Here is a 26,718-nt window from a genome sequence, read left to right as displayed (position 1 = left end):
TGCTTATTGTTGTACTACAAAAACAAAAAAACCGGAGATGACTCCGGTTTTTATATATTTGGACTTTTACTGACAACGTCTATTGCTTTGGCGTATTACGTACTAGTAACGCATCGCGGTGAGCAACGATATCGATAGTCATTTCTTCGACATTAAAAGTCATAGTTGCCATCGCATTCTGGCTGCTATTGGCATTGGCTGTTTCAACAATATCATGTTGAGCGGCTTTAAAGTGCATGTTGTTACTAATAGTATCAACCATACACGTGCTGTTAATTTCGAATGTCTTTGTATCCATACAAGAAAATGCTTTATCGTTACCAGTGTCAGCATGCGCCAGATTAGCTCCAACGAACATCAGTGATGCTAAGACTACTTTACGCATGAGAAATATCTCCTTTTATTAACGATGTTGTAACTATACTGTAAATGCATCCAATTAGCAAATTCTCAATCATAGCTTTATTACAGTAATATTACACACAATGTCATATCTAAAAATATTTCGCTATCCAACACTTTATCCCCAGGTATAAACGAAAGTGCCGAGGAATGCGTTAACCTTTTTTGCGTTTTGCCAGATATTCGACAAGGCTGCTAAAAGGCATAGGACGGCCAAACAAATAACCTTGCGCTTCGTCACAGCCAAGTTTAATCATAAAGCTCGCCTGCTCTCGTTTTTCAATGCCTTCAGCGATGGTGATTAAGCCGAGCTTATTACCGAGTGTGACAATTGTTTCAGCAATAAACGCGGTTTCCCCGGGCTTTATCTCAGCCACAAACGAACGGTCTACTTTGAGCCTATCCAGCGGTAATTTTTGCAAATAACTCATAGACGAAAACCCGGTCCCAAAGTCATCAATGGCAATAGTGACACCAAATTTCTTCAGATCCGTCAGTGCGTCTATAACGATATGTGGCTCATCCATCACGATGCTTTCGGTAATTTCCAGCTCTAGCAAACCGGGCTTAATGCCGGAATGCGTAATGAGCTGCTTAATGCTTTGTACAAAGTTGGGATCCCTGAACTGGGGAATTGAGACATTCACAGCAACCCGAAGATTGGGATACCCCATTTTAGCCAGTTCGTTTAAACGTCGGCATGACTCTTCCAGCACCCAGTAACCGATATCAACGATCAGACCTGAATATTCGGCCAATGGCACAAATTCGGCTGGCGAAATATACCCGCCACTGCCATCGGGCCAGCGCAACAGCCCTTCCATACCGATGACGGCTTCGCTGGATAAATCTACCTGCGGCTGAAACCATAATTCCAGATTGCGCGCCATAAATTCAGTTCGCAACCGCCTTATCATATGTAAGCGCCAGGTGGTTTGCTCTTCAATTTCAGGCGCAAAATACTCATAGTTGGCGGTTGGCGTTTTCTTGGCACGGTTTAACGCAATATTGGTCCGTCTGAGAATATCAACACCAGGCTCCGGCGTGTTACCTAAAACGCACAGACCTATGGTGACATTTAAAGGCATTGTATTGTCACCCGCCTTAAAGGGCTGTTGAAATGCCTGGTTAATCGTTTGCGGGCTTACCTCGTTAGCCAGCCCGAACAGGCCAAATACATCAGCGGCAATACGGCTCTTTTTAATCTCAATATCAAAACATTCGTTGAGGCGCACCGCCACCGCTTTAAGCAGTTCGTTACCGGCTTCCTGGCCGAGCCCGTCATTAATATCTGAAAACTGATTAATATCGATGAGTGCAGCGCACAATTTATCCTGAGTATGATAGTTTTTTGAATGATCGAGAAAATTGATAAACTCATTACGATTGGGCAATCTGGTCAGCCAGTCACGAAAGGCCGCGTTACGCAACTCGTGAAACAAATAGACGTTCTCGTAGCCAACCGAAATACTGCTTAAGAATACCTCCAGCAGCTCACGGTCAAGCTCGCTAATCTCGTTAGGCAAATTTAAATAGACTGCCGCTTCAAACCCCGAGCTATTGAGAAACAGAATAGAAACACCGGCTTCAAAAATATGCTTTTTTAACCGCAGGCATCGACCAACGTTTTCGACAATTAACGCATTGTGCAAATTTTCTATACGTTCATTAATAAAAGGCGCGTAGTTCCCGGCAGCGCCAAGCACATACACTCCGTTGTCATCACGGTCGAGCACAGAGCCCGCCCTGGCACAGACGATACCCTCGGCCTCAAGCCCGATTAACGAACTTATTTGCGTTACAATTCCCTCACAAAACCCTTTAACGGAATGCTCTTCAAGAAGATTAGCGGAGGAACGTATGATTTTTTGCAGGCCAAGCCGACTTTGGTTAATGGTCAGTATTTGCTGGTAAGAACGAATTGACGCAATGACCGATGTTAATAGCTTGGCGCGGGTTAATTCTGTCTTGGTCTTGTAGTCGTTAATGTCGTAGGTTTTAACAACTTGCTCTTCTGGCGCAAAGCCTGGTTGACCTGTGCGTAAAATAATACGTGGCTCATGCAGCTTTAGTTCTTCGCGCAGATACTGCACCACTTGTAAACCTGCGTCGTCAGTTTCCATCACGACATCAAGCAATATCATGGCGATATCGCGATTATGCTCTCTAAGCTTGGCTTTAGCTTCGGCGCCGGAATAGGCGTGAATAAACTGCAATTTTCGGTCGTGGACTTCCAGATCAGATAAGGCTAATCGTGTGACAGTGTGAATTTCTTCATCGTCGTCGACAATTAAGATATTCCAGTGTTTAGTATGCTTAAGCTCTAATTCCTGATGGCTGTCTTCATCTAAAAAAACTAACTCATCATTATCGTATTCCGCAGACATCTTTTTCGGGTTTTGCTTAATAATTGCTCCATCCTACCTCTAATATAGCCCTTTGCAAAGCAATCTTCCTATACACAAAAGTCGAAACACGATATTTTATGACAACGGCTGCTACTTAAGTTATGAAATGAAAATTCCGTCGCAGAATCCACCGCAGGTAATTACATCTGTTACCCCGGCGCAACCCGGCGTAAAGAAAGTGACGCCCGACACCGACAAAGCACAGCGCAAAACCACCAATTCAAGCAGTTCCACTCAGCATAGAATCTGCCATTGGTTTGCGTCGGTAGGCATTGAGCAATCCAGCGCCGGCTATGGGGCATATACGTCGAAACAAGTTGCCCAATTCAATCGCCTGCGCGAACAAAAGCGCATTACAAACTTACAGCGAATCATGGCGATCGCGCTAAGTGTATCGCCGGGCGAACAGCAACAAGAGCGGATTGATCCTGACTGGTTTCATTCATTTATTATGATGGCTGAGAACATATACTCGCCAACCATGCAGGAACTATGGGGAAAAATCTTTGCTGTAGAAGTGCAAAGGCCGGGTAGTTTTTCGCTACGGAGTTTAGAAACACTGACCAAACTCACCCAGAGAGACGCCAAACTATTTAGCAAAGCCTGCCTGGTTGCATGCCGGCGTAACCACGACCCGGCGCCAATCATTATCACCGGATACCACCAGCAGTCAGGCTTACTGAGAGCTCTCTTTACGGCACCATCAGCGCAAACTAAGCTCAGTCACTTTGGCTTATCCTATTCGGATATTCTGGCGTTAGGCAGTATGAAACTACTTTACGCCACCGAAATCGAAACCGGATTACTCAACAAAAACACACCGTTCACCTTAAAGTTTGCACAGCATTCCGTGACCGTGCAGCCTAAAGCAAACAAGTTACTGATGTCGTACTATAAATTCACCGCGGTAGGCAGTGAGCTGTCGCGCTTACTACCGAAACCCGAGTCAGAGGGTTTCACTCAGCACCTGGAACAGGTGTTTGCGCCGCATTTTACGCTGAGCTGAACGAGCGGTAACGGTAACCATTAAATCCCGTCGCCAAACTCATGCAGACCGCACTCGCGTTTTAAACCAAAGAAACGCGTATCCTGCTCACTCATGCCTTCTTGCAGCGACTGCGTGGTATGCCAGTCTCCTATCGATACATAACCTTGTTCCCACAACGGGTGATACGACAAGCCATGCTCTTTAAGGTAATAATGCAAATCTTTGTTCGACCAGTCGATGATCGGGTGAAATTTAAACTGACGGCCAGCACGCTGTAATACCGGCAAATGTTGACGCGAGTCAGCCTGACTGCGGCGCAAACCGGCAAACCATGTGCCTGCCTCAAGCTCTTTTAGGGCACGCTGCATGGGTTCAACTTTGTTTAATTTGTTGTACCGCTCAATACCATCAATGCCTTGCTCCCACATTCTGCCGAAGCGAGCTTCTTGCCAGGCCGGTGAAATATCGGCGCGATACACCTGCAAATTCAACTTTAACTTTGCCACCAACTCATCGATGAACTGGTAAGTTTCGGGAAATAAATAACCCGTATCCGTCAGTACAACAGGAATATCAGGATTTGCCTCGGTCAACAAATGCAGCATGACTGCCGATTGCGCGCCAAAGCTCGACGACACAATATGATTACCCGGTAAATACGTCATGGCCCACTGGACGCGTTGCGGTGCATCCAGTGTTTCAAGAGCCTGATTTATCGCCGCCAGTTCCTCATCAGTGGTTGACGAGGTTACTGGCTGGCGCAGCTGTTGAGTATCAAGATCAGTCATAAAAATCCTGAGCTGAGTTGACCACCGGCGCAATCACTCCCGTGCGTACAACAAAGTCGCCAAATGATTCTTTGTTTTCGCGTGAACCAGCCCATTGGCCAATAAGCTCATCCAGGATGCTTAAGATTTCCTGCTCGGTGATGTTTTCTTTAAACATGCGCGGAATACGCGTACCTTCCCGATTTCCCCCCAAATGAAGGTTATACCGACCCGGTCCTTTACCCACCAGCCCGACTTCTGCCAGCATCGCCCGGCCGCAGCCGTTAGGGCACCCGGTTACACGGAAAATAATACTGTCATCGGCCATACCATGTTTAGCCAGTACTTTTTCGAGCTCGTCAACCGTGGCCGGTAACATGCGCTCTGCTTCGGCCATCGCCAGTGGACAGGTCGGTAATGACACACACGCCATAGAATCCAGACGCTGGGCTGATACCTCAGGCCGGATGAGACCATGTTGCCTGGCTAATGCTTCAATGGCCTCTTTTTGATCAGCAGGGACACCCGCAACAATCAGGTTCTGATTCGCCGTCATGCGGAAGTCGCCCTGATGTATTTTGGCGATTTCCCGGCAACCGGTTTTAAGCGTTCTTTCGGGGTAATCAAGAATGCGGCCATTCTCAATAAACAGGGTCAGATGGTACTTACCATCAATGCCCTCAACCCAGCCAAAGCGATCACCACGACCGGTAAACTCATAAGGTTTACTGGCAGCGAACTTCACCTCTGCGCGTTTTTCAACTTCGGCTTTAAAGTTATCAACGCCGACACGTTCGAGGGTATATTTCGTTTTCGCGTTTTTACGATTAACCCGGTTGCCCCAATCGCGCTGGGTTGTTAAGACCGCTTCCGCAACCGCCAGGGTCTTCTCTAACGGGATAAAACCAAAATCGTCCGCCTTACGGGGGAAGGTGGTTTTGTCACCGTGAGTCATTGCCAGGCCACCACCGACCAACACGTTAAAGCCAACCAGTTGACCATTTTCGCTGATGGCAACAAAGTTCAGATCGTTAGCATGCACATCCACATCGTTTTGCGGCGGTATCACCACGGTGGTTTTAAACTTACGCGGCAGATAGGTATCACCGAGGATAGGTTCCTGATCGGTGGTTTCAACTTTTTCACCGTTGAGCCAGATTTCAGCGTACGCCCTGGTTTTAGGAAGTAAGTGCTCACTAATCCTGGTTGCCCAATCGTAGGCTTGCTGATGAACCTCTGACTCAACCGGATTAGACGTACACAGGACGTTACGGTTAACGTCGCCTGCGGTTGCAATAGAGTCGATGCCCACTTTATTAAGCGTTTGATGCATACGTTTAATATGCGGTTTGAGCACGCCATGAAACTGGAACGTCTGGCGCGTGGTCAAACGAATACTGCCGTATTCGGTATACTCTTCGGCAAACTGGTCAACTGCCAGCCATTGCTCTGGCTTAATGATACCGCCGGGTAAACGGGCGCGCAGCATTACATTATGCAGTGGCTCAAGCTTTTGTTTGGCACGCTCGGCGCGAATATCCCGGTCATCCTGTTGATACATGCCATGAAAGCGGATCAGCTGGAAGTTATCGGCAGTAAAGCCACCGGTCAACGGATCCTGTAAATCCTCATTAATGGTGCCGCGCAGGTGACGGCTTTCAGATTTTAATCGTTCGTTGTCAGCCAGCTTACCTTCTACGATAAATGGGGGCTTATTATCACTCATTAGTAAACATCCTTCTGATAGCGTTTGGCTTTACGCAGACCGACTAAGTACGCTTTTGCTTCCTGATCATCTTTACCACCGTGGGTTTTAATGATCTCAAGTAAGGCTGCTTCGACATCTTTTGCCATATGATTTGCATCACCACAGACATATAAATGAGCGCCTTCTTCCAGCCACTCAAATACTGCTTTGCCCTCTTCGAGCAAGCGGTGCTGGACGTAAATCTTTTCTTTTTGGTCGCGAGAAAATGCCAGGCTGATTTTGCTTAATAAACCGCTCTTGACATAACTTTGCCATTCCACCTGATAGAGAAAATCCTGGGTAAAATTAGGGTTACCAAAGAACAGCCAGTTTTTGCCTTCAGCACCCTGTGCATCACGCTCTTGCATAAACGCCCTAAACGGCGCAATACCAGTACCCGGGCCAATCATTATCACTGGTGTATCGGTGTTTTCAGGCAGACGGAAGTTGTCGTTAGGCTCGACGAATACTTCTACTTCACCGCCCTCTTCGAGACGCTCACACAAATACCCCGAGGCGCCGCCCTGATGACGTTTACCAAAGGCATCGTATTCGACGTGCGCAATAGTAAGGTGAACTTCATCTTCGACTTCAGCCTGACTCGACGCAATGGAGTACAACCGCGGTGTTAATGGCCGACAGGCCTCAACGAAGCGTTGGGCTGGAACCGGGTGCGGGTGTTCGCGCACGATGTCAACAATTTGCCGGTCTGAAAGATACTCACGGAAGGCAGCTTTATCTTCCATTAATGTCGCCAGCGCCTCGCACTGTGACGCTTCCTGATAGGCTTTAACAAAGCCAGGGTAACTCAGGGTCAGCTCCAGTTTTTGCACCAGCGCTTCTTTGAATGTCATCTGCTGGCCGCCCACGTCAACACTCTGATCGGCGCTCGCCTGAATGAGCGTTATGATATCGTCGGCTAATGACGCGTCATTTTTAAACCAAACACCCAGCGCATCTCCAACCTGATAAGCAATACCAGAGTCTTCCAGGCTAATCTCGATATGACGAATGTCTTTTACCGAGTCGCGCCCGGTAATTTTTTGCGATGTCAGCAAGGTAGCGTTAAACGGCGCTTTTTTGGTATACGCCTGTACAGCAGTGCCCGTTGACACAGCGGCACCGGTTTGCATCGCCACCGCTGCACTGCCCTGGGTGGTGAAATCTTCTTTGAGTGTGTCGATGAGTTTTTCGCACCAGGCCTGCGCCTCGGCTTCATAATCGACATCGCAGTCAACCCGTGAAAGCACGGCTTTTCCACCGAGCTTGGCTAAACGCTCGTCAAAGTCCTTACCGGTCTGGCAGAAGAACTCGTAGCTGGAATCACCCAGCGACAGTACGGCATATTTAAGCTTTTCAACTTTGGGCGCTTTCTTGGAACCTAAAAACTCATGCAGTTCAATGGCGTCATCAGGCGGCTCGCCCTCGCCATGCGTACTGGCAACAATCGCCAGGTGCGTTTCGTTTTTGATTTGACGCGGTTTGAAATCAGCCATACTGACCAGTTTACTGGTGTAGCCGGCCGCTTCCATTTTAGCCTGTAATGACTGCGCAACCCCTTTGGAGTTACCCGTTTGCGAACCGAATAAAATCGTCAGTGTGGGGGCATCGCCAACCGCTGCGACAGCGCCGGCCGCCGGAGCCTGAGGCAGCGCCTGACCAGACGCAGCCAAACCGGCCATATAACCACTCACCCAGGTTAATTGCTGAGCATTGAGCCCGGAAATTGCCTGCGTAATAGCATTCCATTGTGGTTCACTCAGGATCGCGCCGGGTGAAACTGTTGGGGTATTTTGATTAGAATTTGCTGACATAACTCATTAGCCTTATTTGCATATGCTTAGGCTAATGAGTTTTAACGATAACTGGAAAGAATAAAATTTACTTTTTTATATCTTTAAATACTAGAAGTGGATTTCGAGTCCGGCAAAGACACCGTCATAAGAGAGATCCGCGTAGATATCGTCCAGATCTTCAATGTCGATAGTGACATCGCGATAGCCAACTTGTAATGTCATGTCCAGGGCCAGGCTTTCGATAAACGAATAAGTTACGGCTGCCTGAAGGTCCTGAACTTTATGATCGTCAAAAGACAGATAGCTCCCTTCCGCGTAAGCAGACAAACCGGTAAACGGAAAACTGAACATTATCCGGCTATAGGCCATGGGGATGATTCCCTTGAACGTGGCCGCACCATTAGTGCCAGTTTCTGTGTCTTCGACAAAAAACGTACCTTCGATGTATTTGCCGTTGATACCCAGATCAAAACTAAACAAATCGTTGTCGAAAAGCTCGTAGTAAAGGATCAAATCAGTGCTGTCCATATCCACGTTTGATAACAGCGCGGTATTTTCGCTATACACATTGCCATCAAATTCAAAGGCGGCATTCAGATCGGTAACGCCATCACTGTCCAGGGTTGTGTAGTTCACTTTTACATTGGGCACCAACGGCACCATATGTTCTAAAGCAACGTATAATGAAGTATTGGTCTGGGTGTCTAAATTAAACGCAGCATTTCCTGTTGAGGTTTCTGAGAAACCGCCCGCTGCAGAGGTGTTCCACCCCTGCGCACCCGCGTAGATGCCGAGCAGCGTATCGGCATTCGCATTAGCCAACGGCGCCAGACACAATATTGCCGTAGCGGCTAATCTGCACTTTTTCATTATTTATCCTTGATTTAACAATTCCGACAGCTCAATTATGGCTGCATTTGCGCGAGAAATATAGTTTGCCATCACTAAAGAATGGTTCGCCAGCATACCAAAGCCACTGCCGTTTAAAATCATCGGACTCCAAATAGCTTGTTGGGTTGCTTCAAGCTCTTTAATAATTTGCTGTAAACTCACCAGTGCATTTTTATTTTCCAGTACACTGGCGAAATCGACCTCTACAGCTTTTAGCAGATGCACCAGAGCCCAGGTTGCGCCGCGTGCTTCATAAAATACATTGTCCAGCTGCCACCAGCTCGTTTTTGTCTGCACCGACATTGGACGGGGAGTAGAATTTGACGCCGCTTTGTCGCCGGCCAGGTCGGTATTCACCCGCTCTGCATCAACGCTGGCGCTGAGCCGTTGTGACAAACTGCCAAGCCGTTTTTCAACCTGCTTTAAGTACTCACGCAGATTATCTGCCCGGGTGTAAAACTGGCTATCGCCCTGCGTTGGGTCGGCGAGGTAGTCACGGTAATCTGCCAGTAAATCGATGCCTTCGCGGTACATCGACTCTGACGAGGGAAACAACCAGCTACGACTATCAATATTAAATTTAGGCTGCGCCTTAACTAAAAACGAATTTTCCACTGATTGCGACTGAGAGCGACTGAAATCTTTACGCATGGCCAACGACATATCGCGGACCATTTCCAGTACACCAAACTCCCAGCTTGGCATGTTATCTAATAGTACTGAGGGCGGCATCACATCGTTTGACAGATAACCTCCGGGCTTTTCCAGCAGTGTATCTGCTACCGTAACCAAGGTGGCGGTAATCGTATATCCGGGCACAGGCGCAGCATTGTTTGTTGTCTGCTGGGAACGTGCATTGGCTTTCACGTCAAAGGTATCCGGCTCTATACTCCAGTAAAAGCCAAGGATCCACAGGAGTAAAAAGAGCACTCCAACTGCGAGGCTAACGTTTTTTACATTGAGGTACTGTTTCATATCAATCCTTGTTTACGGTTGGCCTGGCAGGTGAACACTTACCAGCTGCGCCCAGAGTAGTATGGCCTATAATGCTAAGTGGTTCACCCGGGAAAGTAAATTAACAGCCAAAAAGAGCGACTCATCTACGAGCCCGGCTCGCTTAAGCCGCTGGCAATCAGGCCGCCGATTGCTTTGAGCGGCCCACCAGCATCACAGCAGCAACAATCAATAATACCGGCCAGAACACCCCAATACCGGCAAAGAGAAGTGCGCCAATCACAGTAACGGCGGCAATGCCAAGTGCGGCAAAGATACTCATGGCTACCACAAAGCCAATAACAACCAGTAATACTGCTACACCCGCCATAACCAGCCACTCCAATGAACTACTCACTATTTCATCCCCCATTACCAGGTGCATGTCAAACCAGCCCGAGGCAATACTGCCAAGTACCTTAGTTAATACAATTGCAATTAATACAGCGAGTATAAAGTTTTTCATTATGCACCTCTGGGCAATAACACTACAGCTGCGATGTAGGCAGGTAAGGTGATCATAGGCGCAAATACCAGACCGGCCGCAGCGCCTGCTCTTGCCCATAACGGGTCGATATCAAAGTATTTAGCGACCCCCGCACAGACACCCGAAATTACGGCACGATTTAAATCTCTGGCGACACGTTTCTTTTCATAAATAGTTTTCATTATATTCTCCTACCACTTACTTAACTTGGGCGCAGTACCTGCTGCACGCAGGTACCACTATCGATTAGGCCGCTTTATTTGCTTTCAGAGCCGCCAATTCTCTTTCGATGGCGTCATCTTTTTCCAGCGCATCAAACTCGGCTTGTAGCGACTGCTTCGGCGCAGAGTCAGTTAAATCATAGGCATCGACTTTTGCTTCCAACTCATCAACACGTTGTTCGTAGTGATCAAAGCGGCCCATTACGGTTTCCAGTTTTTCGCTATGCGTCGCTTGTTTGGCCTGCATTCTTACCGATGCGGTCTGACGACGCATTTGCAATGATTTCTGCTTCGCCTTAGCCTCACTTAATTTACTGTTAAGACGCGCTGTGTCATCCTGCACAGACACCAGCACTTCGTCGATACTGGCCAGTTGTTTACTCACCACTTCCTGCTTAGCTTCGATGTTTTTCTTTTCGATCAGAGCAGAACGGGCTAAATCATCTTTACTTTTGCTAATGGCAAGCTCAGCATTTTGTTGCCAGTGAGCAGCACGCTTATTAAGGCTTTCAAGCTCCCGATTAAGCTGTTTTTGTTCAGCAATATGACGGGCTGCTAAAGAGCGAATTTCTACTAAGGTTTCCTGCATTTCCTGAATAATCAGGCGAATCATCTTTTCCGGATCTTCGGCTTTATCCAGCAATGCATTGATGTTTGATTGAATGATGTCGTTAATACGTGTGAACATTCCCATTTTAAAATCTCCAGATAGTAAATAAATAAACGTTGTTACTTACTGTTGAGTATTACAATTCGCATGCCAACTCATAAGCGCATGTTTTTTATCAACTTTATTTAAATGACGGAATTCCACTGGCAGCAGAATAATAGCTAAAACCATATTTTGGTTTTTTTGACCACACAGTTGGTCATTATCGTCAATTTGCTGTTGTTTGCTCAGAAAGTCGTGTTCTGCTCGTTAGTAGAGGCCAGCGCCTGGGATCTGTCAGGGTATTGATTGCAACAGACGAACCGCACGGCATTTACTGACGCCGACGTGCTTTACTGCAGTGAAATTGATCAGAGAGGTCCGGTTACCGGAGTGGAACCAAAATGAAAAAGAGAATACGACGTAATTATTGCAGGCAAAAAAAAACAGGTAACGTTTTTACGGTTACCTGTGCCTTCGAAAGTGTCTAGCTAAGACGCTGGGTTTACAACGGATCCGCTGTAGGTAATTTTGTATTGCCGCCAGGCTTATGGCGCATAGCCCCAGGCTCATGGTCGGTAATACGATTACATAGCTTACAAGTAGTGTGTGGCTGAACATCATAGCCAAACCACCTGTTACTCAGCTGTACCCTGGCTTTCTTTGGTGCTTTTTTCTGTTGCGACGATATCCTTAACAGACACGTGACCAACAGGCGCTTCAGACAGTGACAGATGGTAAGTAGCATTAGCAATATTTTGCTGAACTTCGCGACGAATTTCTGCCTGTGTAGCCGATACCGCATTGTTGATCAAACTGCTCATCAAACGATCAACGGCCGATTCCTGTGCATTAGCCTGGGCACTTACTGACAAACCTAATGCGATAACTGAAGTAATGATAATTGATTTAGCTTTCATGGTGTTTCCCTCTATTTTAGATTAACAAGTGATTTGTTACCCAATAGATAGCGAAAGCTGTGCCAAACTTTCAAAATATTTTAAGTCATTGTTTTAAATGAGACTTTACAGATCCGAAAATTGGTGACGTGCTGTAGCCAAACTTTTCATCGCCAAGAGTTGGCTAATTTAACCAACTAAGAGGTTAAATTAACCAACACTGCGACTTTGGAATTCGATGGCCTGGGTAGCCGCTTCTTGCATCGCCGCTAACCCATTCATTAAAAGGTCTGGATCGGGTTGTTTACCGGTACCATGCTGGCTCAGGTAGCGCCGCCAAACACGTCCGCCGGGCTGCCCCTGAAACAAGCCCAACATGTGTCGGGCAACATGCCAGGGTTTAAAATAGGGGGCGTCCTGTTGCTCTATATACATTTGCATTTTGTGCACAATGTCTGCCCGGCTCAGTACTGGTGAGTCATCACCATAAAAACGCTTATCAACGTCAGCCAGAATATAGGGGTTAGAATACACTTCCCGCCCCATCATAACGCCATCCACCAACTGCAAATGGTCGCCAGCCTGTTCCAGCGACGTAATGCCACCGTTAATTGATATATTCAGTTCGGGATGCTCGTTTTTGAGCGCATACACCCGCTCATAATTAAGTGGCGGGATATCACGGTTTTCCTTAGGACTTAAACCTTGCAACCAGGCTTTGCGGGCGTGCACAATAAAGGTGTCGCACCCTGCGGATGCCACCACATCAATAAAGCGGGCAAAATCAGCATACTCGTCCATGTCATCAATACCAATCCGGCATTTCACCGTAACCGGAATATCAACCGCTGCCTGCATCGACTTAACGCAATCAGCCACCATCTGTGGCTGAGCCATCAGGCAGGCACCGAAACTGCCGTTTTTGACCCGATCTGATGGGCAACCAACGTTTATATTCACCTCATCGTAGCCATATTCCTGCGATTTAACCGCGCATTGAGTCATATGATCCGGATTGCTGCCGCCCAATTGTACTGCGACCGGGTGCTCTTCATCATTGAACCCCAGATAATCGCCTTTGCCAAAAATAATGGCGCCAGAGGTGACCATCTCGGTATATAACAGGGTATGGCGTGATATGAGCCGCAAAAAATAGCGGCAATGCCGATCTGTCCAATCGAGCATGGGCGCGACTGAGATAGTACGAGCCAGGTTTAAATCGATATTGTTTGCCATAGACCTTTGCTTTTTAAAACATTTGTGGAAAGTACCGCTGACTTTCACTGACCATTAGCGCAATTATACGCTAACCAACAGCTATTTTAAAAAAACCAATGGCAAAATCCTCACGGCCGGTTGATGACATCCGGTCTGTCAATAATAAGAAACCCCTATTTTGCGTGCAGAGCTCGGGGCTAAAACAACGTGCGGCGGGTATTGCTGTGGCACCCGGTTTTTACCAGTGCCACAGTGTGCCGTCTTCTAATCGGTTTACCGGTAAAGCCGCACGTTTGTAGGGGTATTTAGCGGCCAGTTTTTCGTCAATGTCCACACCATGACCAGGTGATTCGCCCGGCGTAAAGTAACCGCGCTCGAAGGTGTAATCGAAGCTAAATACCGACTCCATAAGTGCACTGTGTGGCATATGCTCCTGAATACCAAAATTAGGCACCCAGTAATCAAAATGCAACGCTGCGCCCATACACACCGGAGACAGGTCGGTGGCACCGTGAAAGCCCGTGCGGATATGGTATAGGGCAGCGAGATCGGCAATCCGGCGCATATGGGTAATGCCGCCTGCATGGACCAGGGTCGACCGGATATAATCGATTGACTGGTTAATGATTAGGTCTTTGCAATCGTGAATAGAGTTAAACACCTCGCCAACGGCAATGGGCGTCGTGGTATGCTGACGAATTAACTCAAAGCCCTGCTGATTTTCGGCCGGAACAGCGTCTTCCATCCAGAATAAATGGTAGGGCTCAAGCTCCTTCCCTAAGCGGGCGGCTTCAATGGGTGTTAGCCGGTGGTGTACATCGTGCAGTAAGTGCACTTCATTGCCATACTGACGGCGCACTTCGCTGAATAACTTTGGCACAAAATTCAGGTATTTTTCGGTTGACCATACCGCCTCGGAGGGCAGTGCCGAATCGGCAGGTTCGTATTTCTTGCCATCTTTGGCGACACCATAGGTACTGGCCATTCCGGGAATACCCGACTGCACTCGCACCGCGTCATACCCTTCATCAATGGCTTTGCCTACGGCATCCAGGGTTGATTGCAAATCACTGCCATTGGCATGTGTATAGGTCATGATACGGTCGCGGCTGCGTCCGCCAAGGAGTTGATAAAGCGGTAAACCTGCCACCTTACCTTTAATATCCCACAGTGCCATATCGACAGCGGCCAGGGCTGTCATACCCACCGGCCCGCGGCGCCAATAGGCGCCACGATAAAAAAACTGCCAGATATCTTCGATGCGTGCAGGATCTTTACCAATCAACGCCGGAATAATATAGTCTTCCAGGTAGCTGACAACGGTTTTCTCACGGCCGTTCAGGGTGGCGTCGCCAATGCCATAAACGCCTTCGTCGGTGACAATTTTTAAGGTGACAAAGTTGCGGCCCGGCGAACAAACAATCACATAAGCTTGGGTAATTTTCATGGTGATATCTCATTAAACAATGGGGTTATGGCGTGGCGTAAAAATGATTAGGTAAAAACAGCACAATGTCAGGCACTAACGCCAAGACAACAAGCACCATAAGTACCGTGAGATAAAACGGCCAGACCTGGCGAATAAAACTCTGGATTGAACAATCCATAATATTGCACACCGTGTACATGGCGATGCCGACCGGTGGCGTGGTGCCGCCAAAGGTGACTACCAGTACCAGTAAAATGCCAAAATGTACCGGATCGATACCCACGCTTTGAATCACCGGTACTAAAATCGGCGTTAACAGCAGCACGGTAATAGTGCCTTCCATTAATGTGCCTATGGCCAGCAATAATACTAAACATATGAACAACACCAACACTGGCGATTGTGTGAGCGCCGACACGCCTTGCGCCAGTTCCTGCGGAAATTGTTGGAAGGCAATGACATAGCCCACAATACCTGCAGCCAGCACAATCAACATAATCATGCCGATGTCGCGCACGCTTTCGTTCAGTGCCGCCCATAATTGCCTAACGGTGAGTTCGCGATATCCCAGCATGCCCACGGCCACCGCATATACTACCGCAAATGCGCCGGCCTCTGACGGTGTAAAAATCCCCCAGCGAATCGTCACAATCAATAACACCGGGAACAGCAATGCCCATTTGCATTTGCCGGCGGCGCGCAACACCTCACCTAACGCCGGGGCAGACTGATTACCCGTATCACCAAGCGCTTTACTTGCTGCCACCCAGCGCACGCAAAGCATTAAGGCAATTGTCAGCACTGCGCCGGGCACTAACCCTGCAATGAACAACTTGCCAATGGATACATTACCCATATAGCCGTATAAGATCAGTCCGATACTCGGCGGAATACAGGCCGTAATGAGCGCACTGACCGTAATAATTGCAGCACTAAAGCCACGTGGCAAGCCCGAGTCTTCCATGGGCTTACCTAATATACGTGCCTGCATGGCAGCATCTGCAATAGCCGACCCGGACACCCCGCCCATGAGTGCACTCAGTACAATGGTCACATGGGCCAGCCCCCCGCTAATCCAGCACACCAGCAAGTTGGCAAAGCTGATCAACCTTGAGGTAATGCCCGACGCATTCATGATATGGCCGGCCAGAATAAAAAACGGCACGGCCAACAGCGGAAAGCTCTGGCTGCTTGCTACCATGCGCTGCACGGCAACGACAACCGGCAATGTGTCTGACAACACAAAAAAGGCCAGGCCGCTGAACATCAGGCTAAATGCCAGGGGGACACCAAGCAGTAACAGCACTAAAAACAGCCCCAGCATAATCATAGCGTATTAGCCTCAGTGCTTTGTTTTACCGAGCGCCAGCCTTGCTGCAACACTGTCAGCGCCACCAACACGGCGCCCACCGGCAGTGCCAGTGTGACGTACCGGTAAGGTATGTCAGTACTGCCAAGTGTGCGCTGGGGATTTAAATTAAACAGGGCAAGACCGTAAACAACCAGAGTGGTTAGTACCGCCAATATAATAATGACGGCAAAACCATGTAGTATTTGCTGCCAGCGCGCCGGTAAATACTGAGTAATAATATCGACGCTGGCGTGATGACTGTGCTTTAAGGTTTGATTTGCGCCCAGCATACACAGCCAGGTAAACAACAGTTGCGCCACATCCACAGACCAGATAATGGGCATGCCCATTGTGCGCATCACCGCCGCGGCAAACACCAGGAGCACAATCAGCGCCAGCAGCAGTATGCAAACCGTACGTTCAACTCTGTCCAGGCAATTCATTGCGGTGTTCCCTGTTTACTCAGAAAGTCGCGCACCTCTTCGCGCAACCGGGTATAGCCCAATCGTTCGTAGACGGGCTCGGTAGCGTCGATAAAAAGCTGTATATCGGGTGTGGTGATGCTGACACCGGCATCAGCCAATGATTGTTCAATGTTTCGTTCCGCAGCGAGCACTTTTTGTGAGGCATGATCGCCGGCCTCGATTGCTGCCTGAATAATCATGTCCTGCTCTGTTGGCGTAAGCGCAGTAAACCAGTCATCGCTGGTGACCAGTCCGGAAATGAGCTGAATATGGCCGGTTTTGGTCACGTGACTGATCACTTCATACAGTCGCGCACCCCATACAGCGGCCAATTGCGCCTCGCCACCATCGATAACCCGCTGCTGCAGTGCACTGTAGACTTCTGACCAGCTAAGGGGAGTTGGTGTTGCTCCCATAGCGTCAATTGTGCTTATCCAAACTGGCGCGCTGATAGTACGCAAACGCACGCCGGATAAATCCCGCGGTTGCGTTACCGGTTGTTGGGTTAACAGGTGCCTGGCACCTTGCCACCAGTTAAATGCAAGTACCCTTAAATTCGCAGAATCCTGTAATTTGCGATTCCACTGTTCGAATAATGGAGAGCCAACCAGTGCGCGTAACTCATTGATATTATTTACCAGATAGGGGGCACCAAGAATACCCAGCTCATGGCTGTACACCGACAAGCGGCCGCCGTCTACCAACACGGCTATGGCAGCACCAGCCATGGCTTGCTCGAGGATGTCGTCATCGTTTCCTAGCTGTGAGCCAACAAAGATATTTATCGCCAGCCGGCCACCACTGCGTGCCTCAACGAGTGTTTTAAAGCGCTGCAGCCCGGCAAACATCGGATCGCTGCTACTCAAAGAGGTGACAACATTCAAGACATTGGCTTGCTTCGATGGCACATCTGCAACAAGATTGCCCTGTGCACTCAGCGCACCAATCGTTAACCACAACGCTGTAAAGACAATGCATCTGCTCCGTTTATTTGCCACTCGCTGCTTCATTTCTTAATTTATAGGCACATTAAGGTAACCTTAGGCAGCAGATCATCACATTGCAATTTTTCACATTCCAGCAATGTTTTTTTTACCCACCAAGATTCATCACCAAATCTGATAAAATCAATAAAAGTAATAATAAACAACAACCTCCAAACTATTTGCTGATAAGCCCTTCTCCGCAAATAAACATAACTGTAAAATTTATGTTATTCGATACCCCTTTATCTTTTTATCGTTTCACCGCTGATTAACATTGCTGATTGATTTTACTCACTGCATTATTTGGCCCTGAATTTTATTAACCGACCGGGAGCGTATTGTGACGTTTCAACCTAAATATTCACTGACCTTTTCTGCGTTGTTGTCAGCCATGGTGCTTACAGCGTGTCAGCCGGAACAACAACAAAAAGTTGAAGTCGAAAGTCCTCAATCACCCAAAACTGCTCAAAGCGGGCCAAGCCAGATTGTAAAAAGTGGCCTGGCCGAACCGTTAGTAGAGCACATTTACACGGCTGATCCTTCGGCTCATGTGTTTAACGATCGATTGTATATCTACCCCTCACACGATGTGGAGTCAGGTATCCCACAAAATGACAATGGCGATCATTTTGATATGCGCGATTACCATATTCTGAGCATGGATGACGTAGGTGGCGAAGTTACCGATCATGGTGTGGCGCTGTCAGTTGACGACATTCCGTGGGCAGGCCGCCAGCTCTGGGCGCCGGATGCCGCAGAGAAAGACGGAAAGTATTACTTATACTTCCCGTTGAAAGACAAAAACGATGTGTTCCACATCGGTGCAGCAGTCAGTGACGTACCTGAAGGCCCGTTTACACCTGAGCCTGAACCAATTGCTGGCAGCTACAGCATGGATCCGGCGGTGTATAAAGATGACGACGGCGAGTACTACATGTATTTCGGCGGTATCTGGGGCGGTCAGTTACAACGTTACGAAGGCGGCACCTACAACCCTGAAGACGTATATCCGCCAGACGATGCGCCTGCAGTAAAACCACGCATAGCGAAAATGGCTGACGACATGCTGTCATTCGCCGAAACACCAAAAGAAATTGAACTACTCGACAAAGATGGCACACCGATTTTACAAGGTGATAATGATCGTCGTTTCTTTGAAGCTGCGTGGGTGCACAAGTACGAAGGTACCTACTATTTTTCTTACTCGACTGGTGACACACATAAAATCGTGTATGCCACGGGCGACAACCCTTACGGACCTTTTACCTATCAGGGCGTCATACTCGAGCCTGTGTTAGGGTGGACTAACCATCACTCTATCGCCAAATTTAAAGGGAAATGGTATCTGTTCTATCACGATAGCTCACTATCCGGCGGCCAAACTCACCTGCGTAGCGTGAAAATGACCGAACTTACTTATAATCCGGATGGCACTATTGTCACCATCGATCCCTACCTGGAGCAGAAGTAATGCTTGAATCAGCAACAACGTCAAATACCGCTGAAGCGCCATCGGGTGAAAATATCGGTTTTGTCATTTTCATCAGTATCGTAGCCACCATTGGCGGATTTCTTTTTGGCTTTGACAGCGGCGTGATTAACGGAACCGTGGATGGTCTGCAGCAGGCGTTTAATTCTGAAAGCGCCGGCACCGGCTTTAACGTATCGAGCATGCTGCTTGGCTGTGCGGTAGGTGCGTTCTTTGCCGGACGCTTCGCCGACAAATACGGGCGCCGCGCGCTGCTAATTGTGGCATCGGTGTTGTTTATAATCAGTGCCTGGGGCTCAGGGGTAGCAACATCATCGTTTGAGTTTGTTATCTACCGCATATTAGGTGGCCTGGCTGTTGGTGCTGCCTCTGTAATGGCACCTGCCTATATTTCTGAGGTATCGCCAGCCCGCTATCGCGGCATGCTCACCAGTATTCAGCAAATTGCTATTATCAGTGGCTTGTTCGCTGCATTTTTAAGTAACTACATGCTGGCAGGACAAGCTCAGGGTTCAACCAATGAGTTATGGTTAAACTATGAAGCATGGCGCTGGATGTTCTGGATTGAGCTCATTCCGGCCACGCTTTTCTTTGTGATGCTGTGGTTTATTCCTGAAAGCCCGCGCTTTTTGGTGTCTAACAATAAATCTGCCAAAGCAGAGAAAGTGTTAGCCCGGTTGCTTGGCGAAGGTGCTGCTGCTAAGAAATTAGCCGAAATAGAGCATTCACTGGCTGATGATCATCCGCCACAGCTTCGCGATCTCATCGACAAAACGACCACTAAGGTTCGCCCTATTGTGTGGGTAGGTTTGGGTCTGGCAGCTTTTCAGCAGTTGGTTGGAATCAACGTGGTATTTTATTACGGTGCTGTGCTGTGGCAGGCCGTGGGTTTTTCTGAAGCCGACGCATTGCTGATCAACGTTTTAAGCGGTGCGATCAGTATTGCTGCCTGTATTCTGACTCTGCTGGTGATCGATAAAATTGGCCGTAAGCCGCTGCTTAAGTGGGGCTCTATCGGCATGACGATTACGCTTGGCACCATGGTGGTAGCATTCTTAAACGCCTCACAAGGTCCTGATGGCAAGCTTATTCTGGGCGACTGGGGAACCACGGCATTGGTTGCTGCTAACCTGTACGTGTTCTTCTTTAATATGTCCTGGGGCCCGGTAATGTGGGTAATGCTTGGCGAAATGTTCCCTAACCAAATTCGTGGTTCAGGTTTAGCCGTCAGTGGCTTGGTTCAGTGGTCGTCAAACTTCTTAATCACTATTAGCTTCCCAATTCTGCTCGCAGGTATTGGCCTGGGTGGTGCTTATGGCATCTATGCGATCTTTGCTTGCCTATCGGTGATCTTCGTGATCAAGTTTATCAACGAGACCAAAGGCAAAGAACTCGAACAAATGCAGGGCTAGCTTACCGACTCCCGCACTATAACAATAACTACAGACAGAAATTGCCAGCGCTTGTGCGCTGGCTTTTTTTTACCTGAGAGCTCATCAGTAACGACATCACCTGAGATATGTTTAGTTACACATTTGCGATCGCCACTCACTTCGTTACGTCGCCGCTTGCTGGTAAACTTCTGCCATCGTCAGCCGCTAGCCGCCGATAACTTAGAATGAATGGTAAGGAATCCCCTTGAAACGCGTCATGCTCCTCTTAGCGCTATGTTTAAACGCATGCAGTGTGAATAACACTGTCCAACAAATTACCCCGGACGCAAACGTTCTGCGGTATTCTAAGGTGCAAGGCTATGAAGATCGCTTTGTTAATTTATTTGCCAGAAATACCGATTACCCGGTGACTTGTAACGAAGACTGCTACCAACCACAGAAAAACATTGCCTGTCATGCTCACATGCAAGACTGTACTTATACCGGGGATAACCCGGAACTGAGCATCAACGCAGGTTTTACAGTGAAATGGATAGGCCACGCATCGTTTCAAATCAATACAGAAAGCGGCCAGCAGTTTTTGTTCGATCCGGTATTTGGTCAGTTTGACTGGCCGGTTAACTGGGCATTTCGTCTTGCCGCCGGCTTCAACCGAAGGGAGCCCGCACAGCCTGCAGATGATTTATTCTGGCAAACCGATGCAGTGATGTACTCTCATATTCATTACGATCACTTCAACAAAAGCGACATCGACGCCTTTGCTCGCAACACCCGGTTTTTAACGCCACTGGGGTTTGCCGCGCATTTTCCGAAGGGTGGTTTTAAAATAGCTGAAATGGCCTGGTATGCCAGTAAAACAATAGGGGATGTTACCGCGCACTTTGTGCCGGCTCACCATTTCAGTAATCGTATCGTCGTGCCCTATTTATACGAAGACGAAAACACCACACTATGGGGCGGCTGGTTATTGGAAAAAGACGGCAACACACTGTATTTTGCTGGCGACACCGGCTACTCGCCGCACTTTAAACAAATCGCCGACAGGTTTGGCAGTATTGATGTGTGTTTAATTCCCATCGCCTCGTATTTTAGCGAGGAATCCCCTGACTGGTATCGACAGGTGCACACCACGCCAGAGGACGCCCTTACCGCCGCCACAGAGCTCAGATGCAAAGTGATGGTGCCATGGGGGTATGGCAACTATAGTTGGCAAATGGGCGATAAAACATCCCATTCAGCGCTGTTTCGCCTGCTTACTATGAAAGAACGACTGGCATCAGACACGCCGCTGTATATCTTAAACGAAGGTGAACAGGTCAAGTTTTAAGAGCAAACATCCCAGCCCATACGGGCCGGGATGTTTGCTTACAGATGAGCGTAAATCATACCGATTAGAGCGACACTATTTGCGCCGCTCCAAAGGCCCCATGTAACTGGGTTTTAAACCACCGGTATCAATGATTATGCGTTGCAGCACCGCGCCAGGTGTTAATGCCTTTACTGACAAACTGTGACGGCCGCTTGTCTCTACCTCAATAGATGTAGTGAGATGTTTAATGTTATCCATCACACCATCGGCCCAGGCCTGTTTATCTTTCTGAGATGGCAGCGCAAGTGTCGCCACATGCCTGCCGTCCAGTTCAACTGCCACTTTAATTCCGGTTGTGCTGTCAAACGGCAGCGATGGCGATAGCTGCAAGCTGACCGGAAACTCACCGGTTGAGGTAAAGAACACCGGAAACTCAAGTGCCGGCGCCTCAGCAGGCTTCAGGCTGGTATAGGGCGGCAATGCAGCTTGCATTGCTGCGCCGGTACGCCCGTGCAAAGCGACTTTCTGCCAACTGCCTGTAGCATTGGATGTCACCACCCCATTACTGGCGTTGATCGCGACGTAGCCATCAGCTTCAAGAAAATCGCCGGCGGCCGGGCGCTGGGTAATTTCCGGTTTGTGTGCCAGCACCCGGACGTTGGCGCCCCCCCAGCCGGTGCCTTTGACATTGATAGTTGCTGTATGATGACCGGTTTTCAACTGCGACCAGTCGATGGCAACTGCCACATTGGTATCCCCAGTGACGGTGCCCTGCTCTGCCGACAAAATAACCCAGGGCTGAGACACTGTTGCTGTCCAGTCAAACGGTTTAGCCTGGCGGTTATAGACAGTCAGCGTACGCTCCGCCTCACCAAATGGTGTAAACGTTGGTAACGCCAGCTCATCCGAAGCCGGCCAGTAGGCAGCGCTGCCTTCCACTGCAACCCCCATATTCGCCACCGCCGGTTCAGCCAGTGCCTTGGTATGCACGACGGGCGGGATATTGGCGGGCGGATTGTTCCAGTGCACATAGCCAATATGGGGTTGTGACATCATGTGATTCCACTTGCCGTCCTGAATGCTGTGGTATTGCCTGGTCAGCGCCGCATCACGTTCAAACCAGGCATTGACCTTAGCGGCCATGGCTGAGGTTGTTGCCCTGTCTTGCCCGGCATAAAGGGCATTCAGTGCCTGGCTGTGATTCAGTTCAAACACCGCCTGAGTAGCCCATACCGGATGGGCTACCAACTGGAAAAACGCATCCTGATATTCGCTATCAATTTGCTGATAAACTGACTCGGCCAAATCAGCGGCCTCTGCCAGGGTCAGGCTTATCCGTTTTGCTTCGTGATAGTTAAAAACACTAAACGTATCAGGACTTAAGGATTCGGGTTTGCGGCGGCCATTTTGCAACGTATAAGTATTGAGTAACGAGGTGATTTCGTTAGTATACTGACCGTTAAACTGTTGTGACGCCCATTGATGGGTAAACCGCGCGGGTGATTGCGCATCAAAACGCTCCGGATCCCAGGCCTGGGCCAAAAAGAAACTGATCGGCAACTCCATTGGCTTTAAATCACCCACATTGGTAATCCAGATTTGATCTGCGCCATATTCCCACGACAGGTTCATCTGCTCCCACACTTTGCCAAGTGGCACAGTATTGATCCAACGATAGGAGCGTGGACCGCCCACATAGTCAAAGTGGTAATATACCCCGGCGCCACCACTGCGCTCTCGCTCTGTTTGGGTAGGCAGGCGCCGCACGTTACCGGCATTATCATCGGCCCACAATAAGGTCACATCATCCGGTACCCGCATGCCCCGCTCGTAAAACCCCTGAACCTCTTTGTACAATGCCCACACCTGCGGTACTTCACTGAGTGGTTTATCCATTACGTCAGATAGTATTTCGCGCTGGTCGTGGACGATTTTCTCAAGCAGGCCGATATTTTCGCCTTCGCTCATGGGCGTGTCTGCCTGACCGCGCATACCCAGCGTAAAAATCCCCTCTTTATCCTTATAGCGTTTGGCACCTTCTACCCAAAACTTATACAGCTCTTCAGGGTTAGTAGAATACTCCCAGGCCCCCTTGCCATAGCGGTTCCACTCTTTGTCGGCGCGCATCATGGGCTCGTGATGAGATGTGCTCATCACAATACCCATGTCGTTAGCCAGGTACATATTTTGTGGATCGTCATCAGCAAACGCGTTATTCCACATCGCCGGCCACAAAAAGTTAGCCTTTAAACGCAGCAGCAGCTCAAACACATGCTGATAAAATTGCGCATTGTAGCCACCGAATTGTTCATGCACCATACCCGTCAGTGCTGGCGCTTCGTCATTCAGGAAAATGCCCCGGTACTTTACTTTAGGTGCATCACTTAATGCCGTACCGGCCCTGATAAACAGCTTTTCGTGATTCTGTACCGGCACATCCGCCCACCAATGCCAGGGCGATACGCCGATTTTTTCACTCAGGTCATAAATGCCAAAAATCACCCCGCGCCGATCGTAGCCACTGATCACCCAGGCCTGTTCAACGCCGGGCAGCGGGTTTGTAATATGGTTGAGCTGGTAGCCCTCCCATTTATCTGACCCGGCCATTACCGCGAGCTTATCAGCATCAATTAACCGGTCAACCAACGCTGAGTGCCCCCGCTCACCCACAATAACCACCTGCCCTGCCAGATCACTAATGTCAGAGGTCAAGACCGGGGTTAACCCGGTAACCCGGGCAATATCCTGCTGGAGCGACCTGGCAGCCATTTTAATGCCGGTATTGGCCTGCGCATCAACCCAAATCGTCGCCGTTTGCCGCTTATTGGTATCTGCCAGTGTCAGATCACCTGGTTGCCCGATATGGGTGACATAACCACTGGCACTGACGATAAAGCTTGCGCATAACAACGCTGCGCTGGCTAAGAATTTCAACATTTTTTGCTACCTTTATTGTCTGGCATGCATACCAATAGTAGTGCCCACAAAACCACCTGCTTTTTGAGTACTTAACCAGGTCGCATCCTGTGGCTCGCCAATTGCCAGCCAGTCATCGCCTTGTTTTACAGCAAATTCAATGGCCGCGCCTTCACCGTGAATCTTAATTGTGACGGGCTGGCCCAATGCCACTGCCAGGTTTTGCTCTGCGACCACTGACACCTGACCGTCAACCACCTGCTCAACAAACGCCTGATAACGACCATTCACTGGGCGTAGCCCCAGGAAATAGTGATAATCGGCACTTTGGAACGCAGCAAGTCCGGCCGTTGTTGTTGAATCGGCCGCCATTGTTAACTCAGTACTGGCGGCAAAAGAAGCGGCTGCCTGATGTGTTCCCAGATAACTGACTTTGGCTCTGCTATACAGCGGGTTTGCCAGTGGTGAGAGTGTTAGTGCTCCGTTTTCAATGCTTGCCCAACGCCGGTCAAACTCACGCGGCGCCTGCCAGCGAAGGCTTAACGCGTTGCCATCAAAACTGTCAGACCAGTCATAAAAGTCGGTGCCTGGCTGTTTTTGCGTGCCCGCCGGTCTTTTAATTGTAGGGGCGATAGGTGTTTCAGGCGGCAGGATGTGCGGCCATTCATTGCGCCACTCTACGGGTAACAAAAAGGTATCACGCCCCGTATTATACAGGTAATTGGCATATGGACGGGTGCCTAAAAATACGGCCCACCATTCACCGGCATCGGTTTGGATAAAATCGGCATGCCCGGCCGTATCCACAGGATTGGGTCGAGGGTAGCTTAAGTCACGCTGAGTAAGGATAGGGTTATTTTCATAAGGTACAAAGGGCTTATCCAGCGAACGACTGCGAAATACCACTTGTGAATGCTGCGGTCCGGTACCGCCCTCAGCGCACGACAGATAATACCAGCCATTGATTTTATAGATGTGTGGCGCCTCAATCCAAATCGGTTGCTTACTAAGATCCACACCACCGTTTACCAATAATTGGCGACTATCCGGGAGCACCTTCTGAGTTTCAGGATCGTACTCCCACATCCAAATAGCACGATGTCCGTCATAAAGCGGCTCTCCCGGGGGCGCCTCATTGTGCGTAATATACACACGACCATCGTCGTCAAAGAAGATATCCGGATCGATTCCACCCACCTCAGGCAACCAAACAGGCTCAGACCAGGGACCGGTCGGATCTGACGCGGTGATAATAAAATTGCCACCATTGTCTACTGAGGTAGTAATGATATAAAACAGACCGTCGTGATAACGAATGGTTGGAGCAAAAATACCGCGCGAAATCCCTGCTCCGGCAAACTGCATTTGGTCTTCGCGGTCCAGCGCGTAACCAATCAGCGTCCAGTCGGTAAGATTACTACTACGCAGAATAGGCAAGCCTGGCGTATAGCTGAATGATGAAGTGGTGAGATAGTAATTATCACCCTTTTTAGTTATCGATGGGTCGGGGTAAAACCCGGGCAGTACGGGATTGGCAAACTCACCGGGGGGAGCAGCAGGACGATTATTGGGTGTTGAATACTCAAACCAGTCGAAGGTGACCTGTGATTTATCGCTCTCATTGTACAACGGCAACTCTGACTGGGACTGACAGCCCAATAAACATAACCCGGCAACTATCGATGAAAATATAACACGCTGTTTCATAAACATTCTCTGTGTTTAAACATGCATGCATTTAACGTTAAAGCTTGGCCGGCTTCAACGCGGTGCCGTTATGAAAAACCCCAATCAGATTTGCGTTTTTTGTGAAGTATTTGTAAACAACCACTCAATGAAGGAATGACTGGCTTGTTCCTATCACTACACGGACTAAGCGGTCGCTGCTGTGATAGGAACTTACGGGCCGTTTCG

General features: G+C 48.8%; 22 protein-coding genes. 4 read left to right on the top strand and 18 right to left on the bottom strand.

What is annotated here, in order from left to right; translation table 11 throughout:
- Positions 1-79 precede the first annotated feature (79 nt).
- Both OIK42_RS16330 and OIK42_RS16325 read right to left on the bottom strand, forming a co-directional pair.
- Positions 80-385, bottom strand: a complete 306-nt coding sequence (locus OIK42_RS16330; RefSeq protein ID WP_273642132.1) for a pyridine nucleotide transhydrogenase — start codon at positions 383-385, stop codon at positions 80-82.
- Positions 386-557: 172 nt separating this feature from the next.
- On the bottom strand, positions 558-2,789 hold the full coding sequence (locus OIK42_RS16325; RefSeq protein ID WP_273642131.1) for a bifunctional diguanylate cyclase/phosphodiesterase: 2,232 nt from the start codon (positions 2,787-2,789) through the stop codon (positions 558-560).
- A 127-nt stretch (positions 2,790-2,916) separates the two neighbouring features.
- On the opposite strand from OIK42_RS16325, the gene OIK42_RS16320 reads away from it, so the two are divergent.
- Positions 2,917-3,816: a TIGR03899 family protein gene (locus tag OIK42_RS16320; RefSeq protein ID WP_273642130.1), complete on the top strand. Its 900-nt coding sequence runs from the start codon at positions 2,917-2,919 to the stop codon at positions 3,814-3,816.
- A 20-nt stretch (positions 3,817-3,836) separates the two neighbouring features.
- On the opposite strand, the gene OIK42_RS16315 is transcribed toward OIK42_RS16320, so the two are convergent.
- The 14 genes from OIK42_RS16315 to OIK42_RS16250 all read right to left on the bottom strand — a co-directional run bounded on the left by OIK42_RS16315 (position 3,837) and on the right by OIK42_RS16250 (position 17,708).
- Complete coding sequence (locus OIK42_RS16315; RefSeq protein WP_273642129.1) at positions 3,837-4,586, bottom strand: phosphoadenylyl-sulfate reductase; 750 nt, start codon at positions 4,584-4,586, stop codon at positions 3,837-3,839.
- Entirely contained in the window at positions 4,579-6,291 is a 1,713-nt protein-coding gene (gene cysI / locus OIK42_RS16310) for an assimilatory sulfite reductase (NADPH) hemoprotein subunit (RefSeq protein WP_273642128.1), read from the bottom strand. The genes OIK42_RS16315 and cysI overlap by 8 nt, the downstream gene beginning before the upstream one ends.
- Positions 6,291-8,126 (bottom strand): assimilatory sulfite reductase (NADPH) flavoprotein subunit, encoded by a 1,836-nt coding sequence (locus tag OIK42_RS16305; protein ID WP_273642127.1) that lies wholly within the window; start codon positions 8,124-8,126, stop codon positions 6,291-6,293. The genes cysI and OIK42_RS16305 overlap by 1 nt, the downstream gene beginning before the upstream one ends.
- 90 nt (positions 8,127-8,216) lie before the next feature.
- Positions 8,217-8,978 carry a TIGR04219 family outer membrane beta-barrel protein gene (locus tag OIK42_RS16300; protein WP_273642126.1) on the bottom strand — a complete coding sequence of 254 codons (762 nt, stop codon included), beginning with the start codon at positions 8,976-8,978 and terminating at the stop codon, positions 8,217-8,219.
- 3 nt (positions 8,979-8,981) lie between these two features.
- Complete coding sequence (locus tag OIK42_RS16295) at positions 8,982-9,974, bottom strand: DUF2333 family protein (protein ID WP_273642125.1); 993 nt, start codon at positions 9,972-9,974, stop codon at positions 8,982-8,984.
- Positions 9,975-10,131: 157 nt separating this feature from the next.
- A complete protein-coding gene (locus OIK42_RS16290; RefSeq protein WP_273642124.1) occupies positions 10,132-10,458 on the bottom strand; it encodes a hypothetical protein in 327 nt (108 codons plus the stop codon).
- On the bottom strand, positions 10,458-10,661 hold the full coding sequence (locus OIK42_RS16285) for a PspC domain-containing protein (RefSeq protein WP_273642123.1): 204 nt from the start codon (positions 10,659-10,661) through the stop codon (positions 10,458-10,460). Before OIK42_RS16285 ends, OIK42_RS16290 begins: the two co-directional genes overlap by 1 nt.
- A 64-nt stretch (positions 10,662-10,725) precedes the next feature.
- Positions 10,726-11,394, bottom strand: a complete 669-nt coding sequence (gene pspA / locus OIK42_RS16280; RefSeq protein ID WP_273642122.1) for a phage shock protein PspA — start codon at positions 11,392-11,394, stop codon at positions 10,726-10,728.
- 593 nt (positions 11,395-11,987) lie between these two features.
- On the bottom strand, positions 11,988-12,269 hold the full coding sequence (locus OIK42_RS16275; RefSeq protein WP_273642121.1) for a hypothetical protein: 282 nt from the start codon (positions 12,267-12,269) through the stop codon (positions 11,988-11,990).
- A gap of 189 nt (positions 12,270-12,458) precedes the next feature.
- On the bottom strand, positions 12,459-13,484 hold the full coding sequence (gene dusA / locus OIK42_RS16270; RefSeq protein WP_273642120.1) for a tRNA dihydrouridine(20/20a) synthase DusA: 1,026 nt from the start codon (positions 13,482-13,484) through the stop codon (positions 12,459-12,461).
- Between the two features lie 220 nt (positions 13,485-13,704).
- Entirely contained in the window at positions 13,705-14,913 is a 1,209-nt protein-coding gene (manD, locus tag OIK42_RS16265; RefSeq protein WP_273642119.1) for a D-mannonate dehydratase ManD, read from the bottom strand.
- A 25-nt stretch (positions 14,914-14,938) separates the two neighbouring features.
- Positions 14,939-16,225 (bottom strand): TRAP transporter large permease, encoded by a 1,287-nt coding sequence (locus OIK42_RS16260; RefSeq protein WP_273642118.1) that lies wholly within the window; start codon positions 16,223-16,225, stop codon positions 14,939-14,941.
- Complete coding sequence (locus OIK42_RS16255; protein ID WP_273642117.1) at positions 16,222-16,689, bottom strand: TRAP transporter small permease; 468 nt, start codon at positions 16,687-16,689, stop codon at positions 16,222-16,224. The genes OIK42_RS16260 and OIK42_RS16255 overlap by 4 nt, the downstream gene beginning before the upstream one ends.
- Positions 16,686-17,708, bottom strand: a complete 1,023-nt coding sequence (locus OIK42_RS16250) for a C4-dicarboxylate TRAP transporter substrate-binding protein (protein WP_273642116.1) — start codon at positions 17,706-17,708, stop codon at positions 16,686-16,688. Before OIK42_RS16250 ends, OIK42_RS16255 begins: the two co-directional genes overlap by 4 nt.
- Before the next feature lie 379 nt (positions 17,709-18,087).
- Here OIK42_RS16250 and OIK42_RS16245 point away from each other — a divergent pair, with 379 nt between their 5' ends.
- The 3 genes from OIK42_RS16245 to OIK42_RS16235 all read left to right on the top strand — a co-directional run bounded on the left by OIK42_RS16245 (position 18,088) and on the right by OIK42_RS16235 (position 21,906).
- Positions 18,088-19,167, top strand: coding sequence for a glycoside hydrolase family 43 protein (locus tag OIK42_RS16245; RefSeq protein ID WP_374211878.1), 1,080 nt, complete (start codon positions 18,088-18,090; stop codon positions 19,165-19,167).
- Positions 19,167-20,597 carry a sugar porter family MFS transporter gene (locus tag OIK42_RS16240; RefSeq protein WP_273642114.1) on the top strand — a complete coding sequence of 477 codons (1,431 nt, stop codon included), beginning with the start codon at positions 19,167-19,169 and terminating at the stop codon, positions 20,595-20,597. The genes OIK42_RS16245 and OIK42_RS16240 overlap by 1 nt, the downstream gene beginning before the upstream one ends.
- A gap of 238 nt (positions 20,598-20,835) precedes the next feature.
- Positions 20,836-21,906 carry an MBL fold metallo-hydrolase gene (locus OIK42_RS16235; RefSeq protein WP_374211877.1) on the top strand — a complete coding sequence of 357 codons (1,071 nt, stop codon included), beginning with the start codon at positions 20,836-20,838 and terminating at the stop codon, positions 21,904-21,906.
- Between the two features lie 75 nt (positions 21,907-21,981).
- Here OIK42_RS16235 and OIK42_RS16230 read toward each other — a convergent pair whose 3' ends face one another.
- Entirely contained in the window at positions 21,982-24,825 is a 2,844-nt protein-coding gene (locus OIK42_RS16230) for a glycosyl hydrolase 115 family protein (RefSeq protein ID WP_273642112.1), read from the bottom strand.
- Between the two features lie 12 nt (positions 24,826-24,837).
- Positions 24,838-26,511, bottom strand: a complete 1,674-nt coding sequence (locus tag OIK42_RS16225; RefSeq protein ID WP_273642111.1) for a glycoside hydrolase family 43 protein — start codon at positions 26,509-26,511, stop codon at positions 24,838-24,840.
- Positions 26,512-26,718: the final 207 nt, after the last annotated feature.

The sequence above is a fragment of the Alteromonas gilva genome, assembly GCF_028595265.1.
GTDB classification, from domain to species: Bacteria; Pseudomonadota; Gammaproteobacteria; order Enterobacterales; family Alteromonadaceae; genus Alteromonas; species Alteromonas gilva.
The sequence above is the reverse complement of the archived record's forward strand: the minus strand, read 5'-3'. Positions and strand labels throughout refer to the sequence as shown.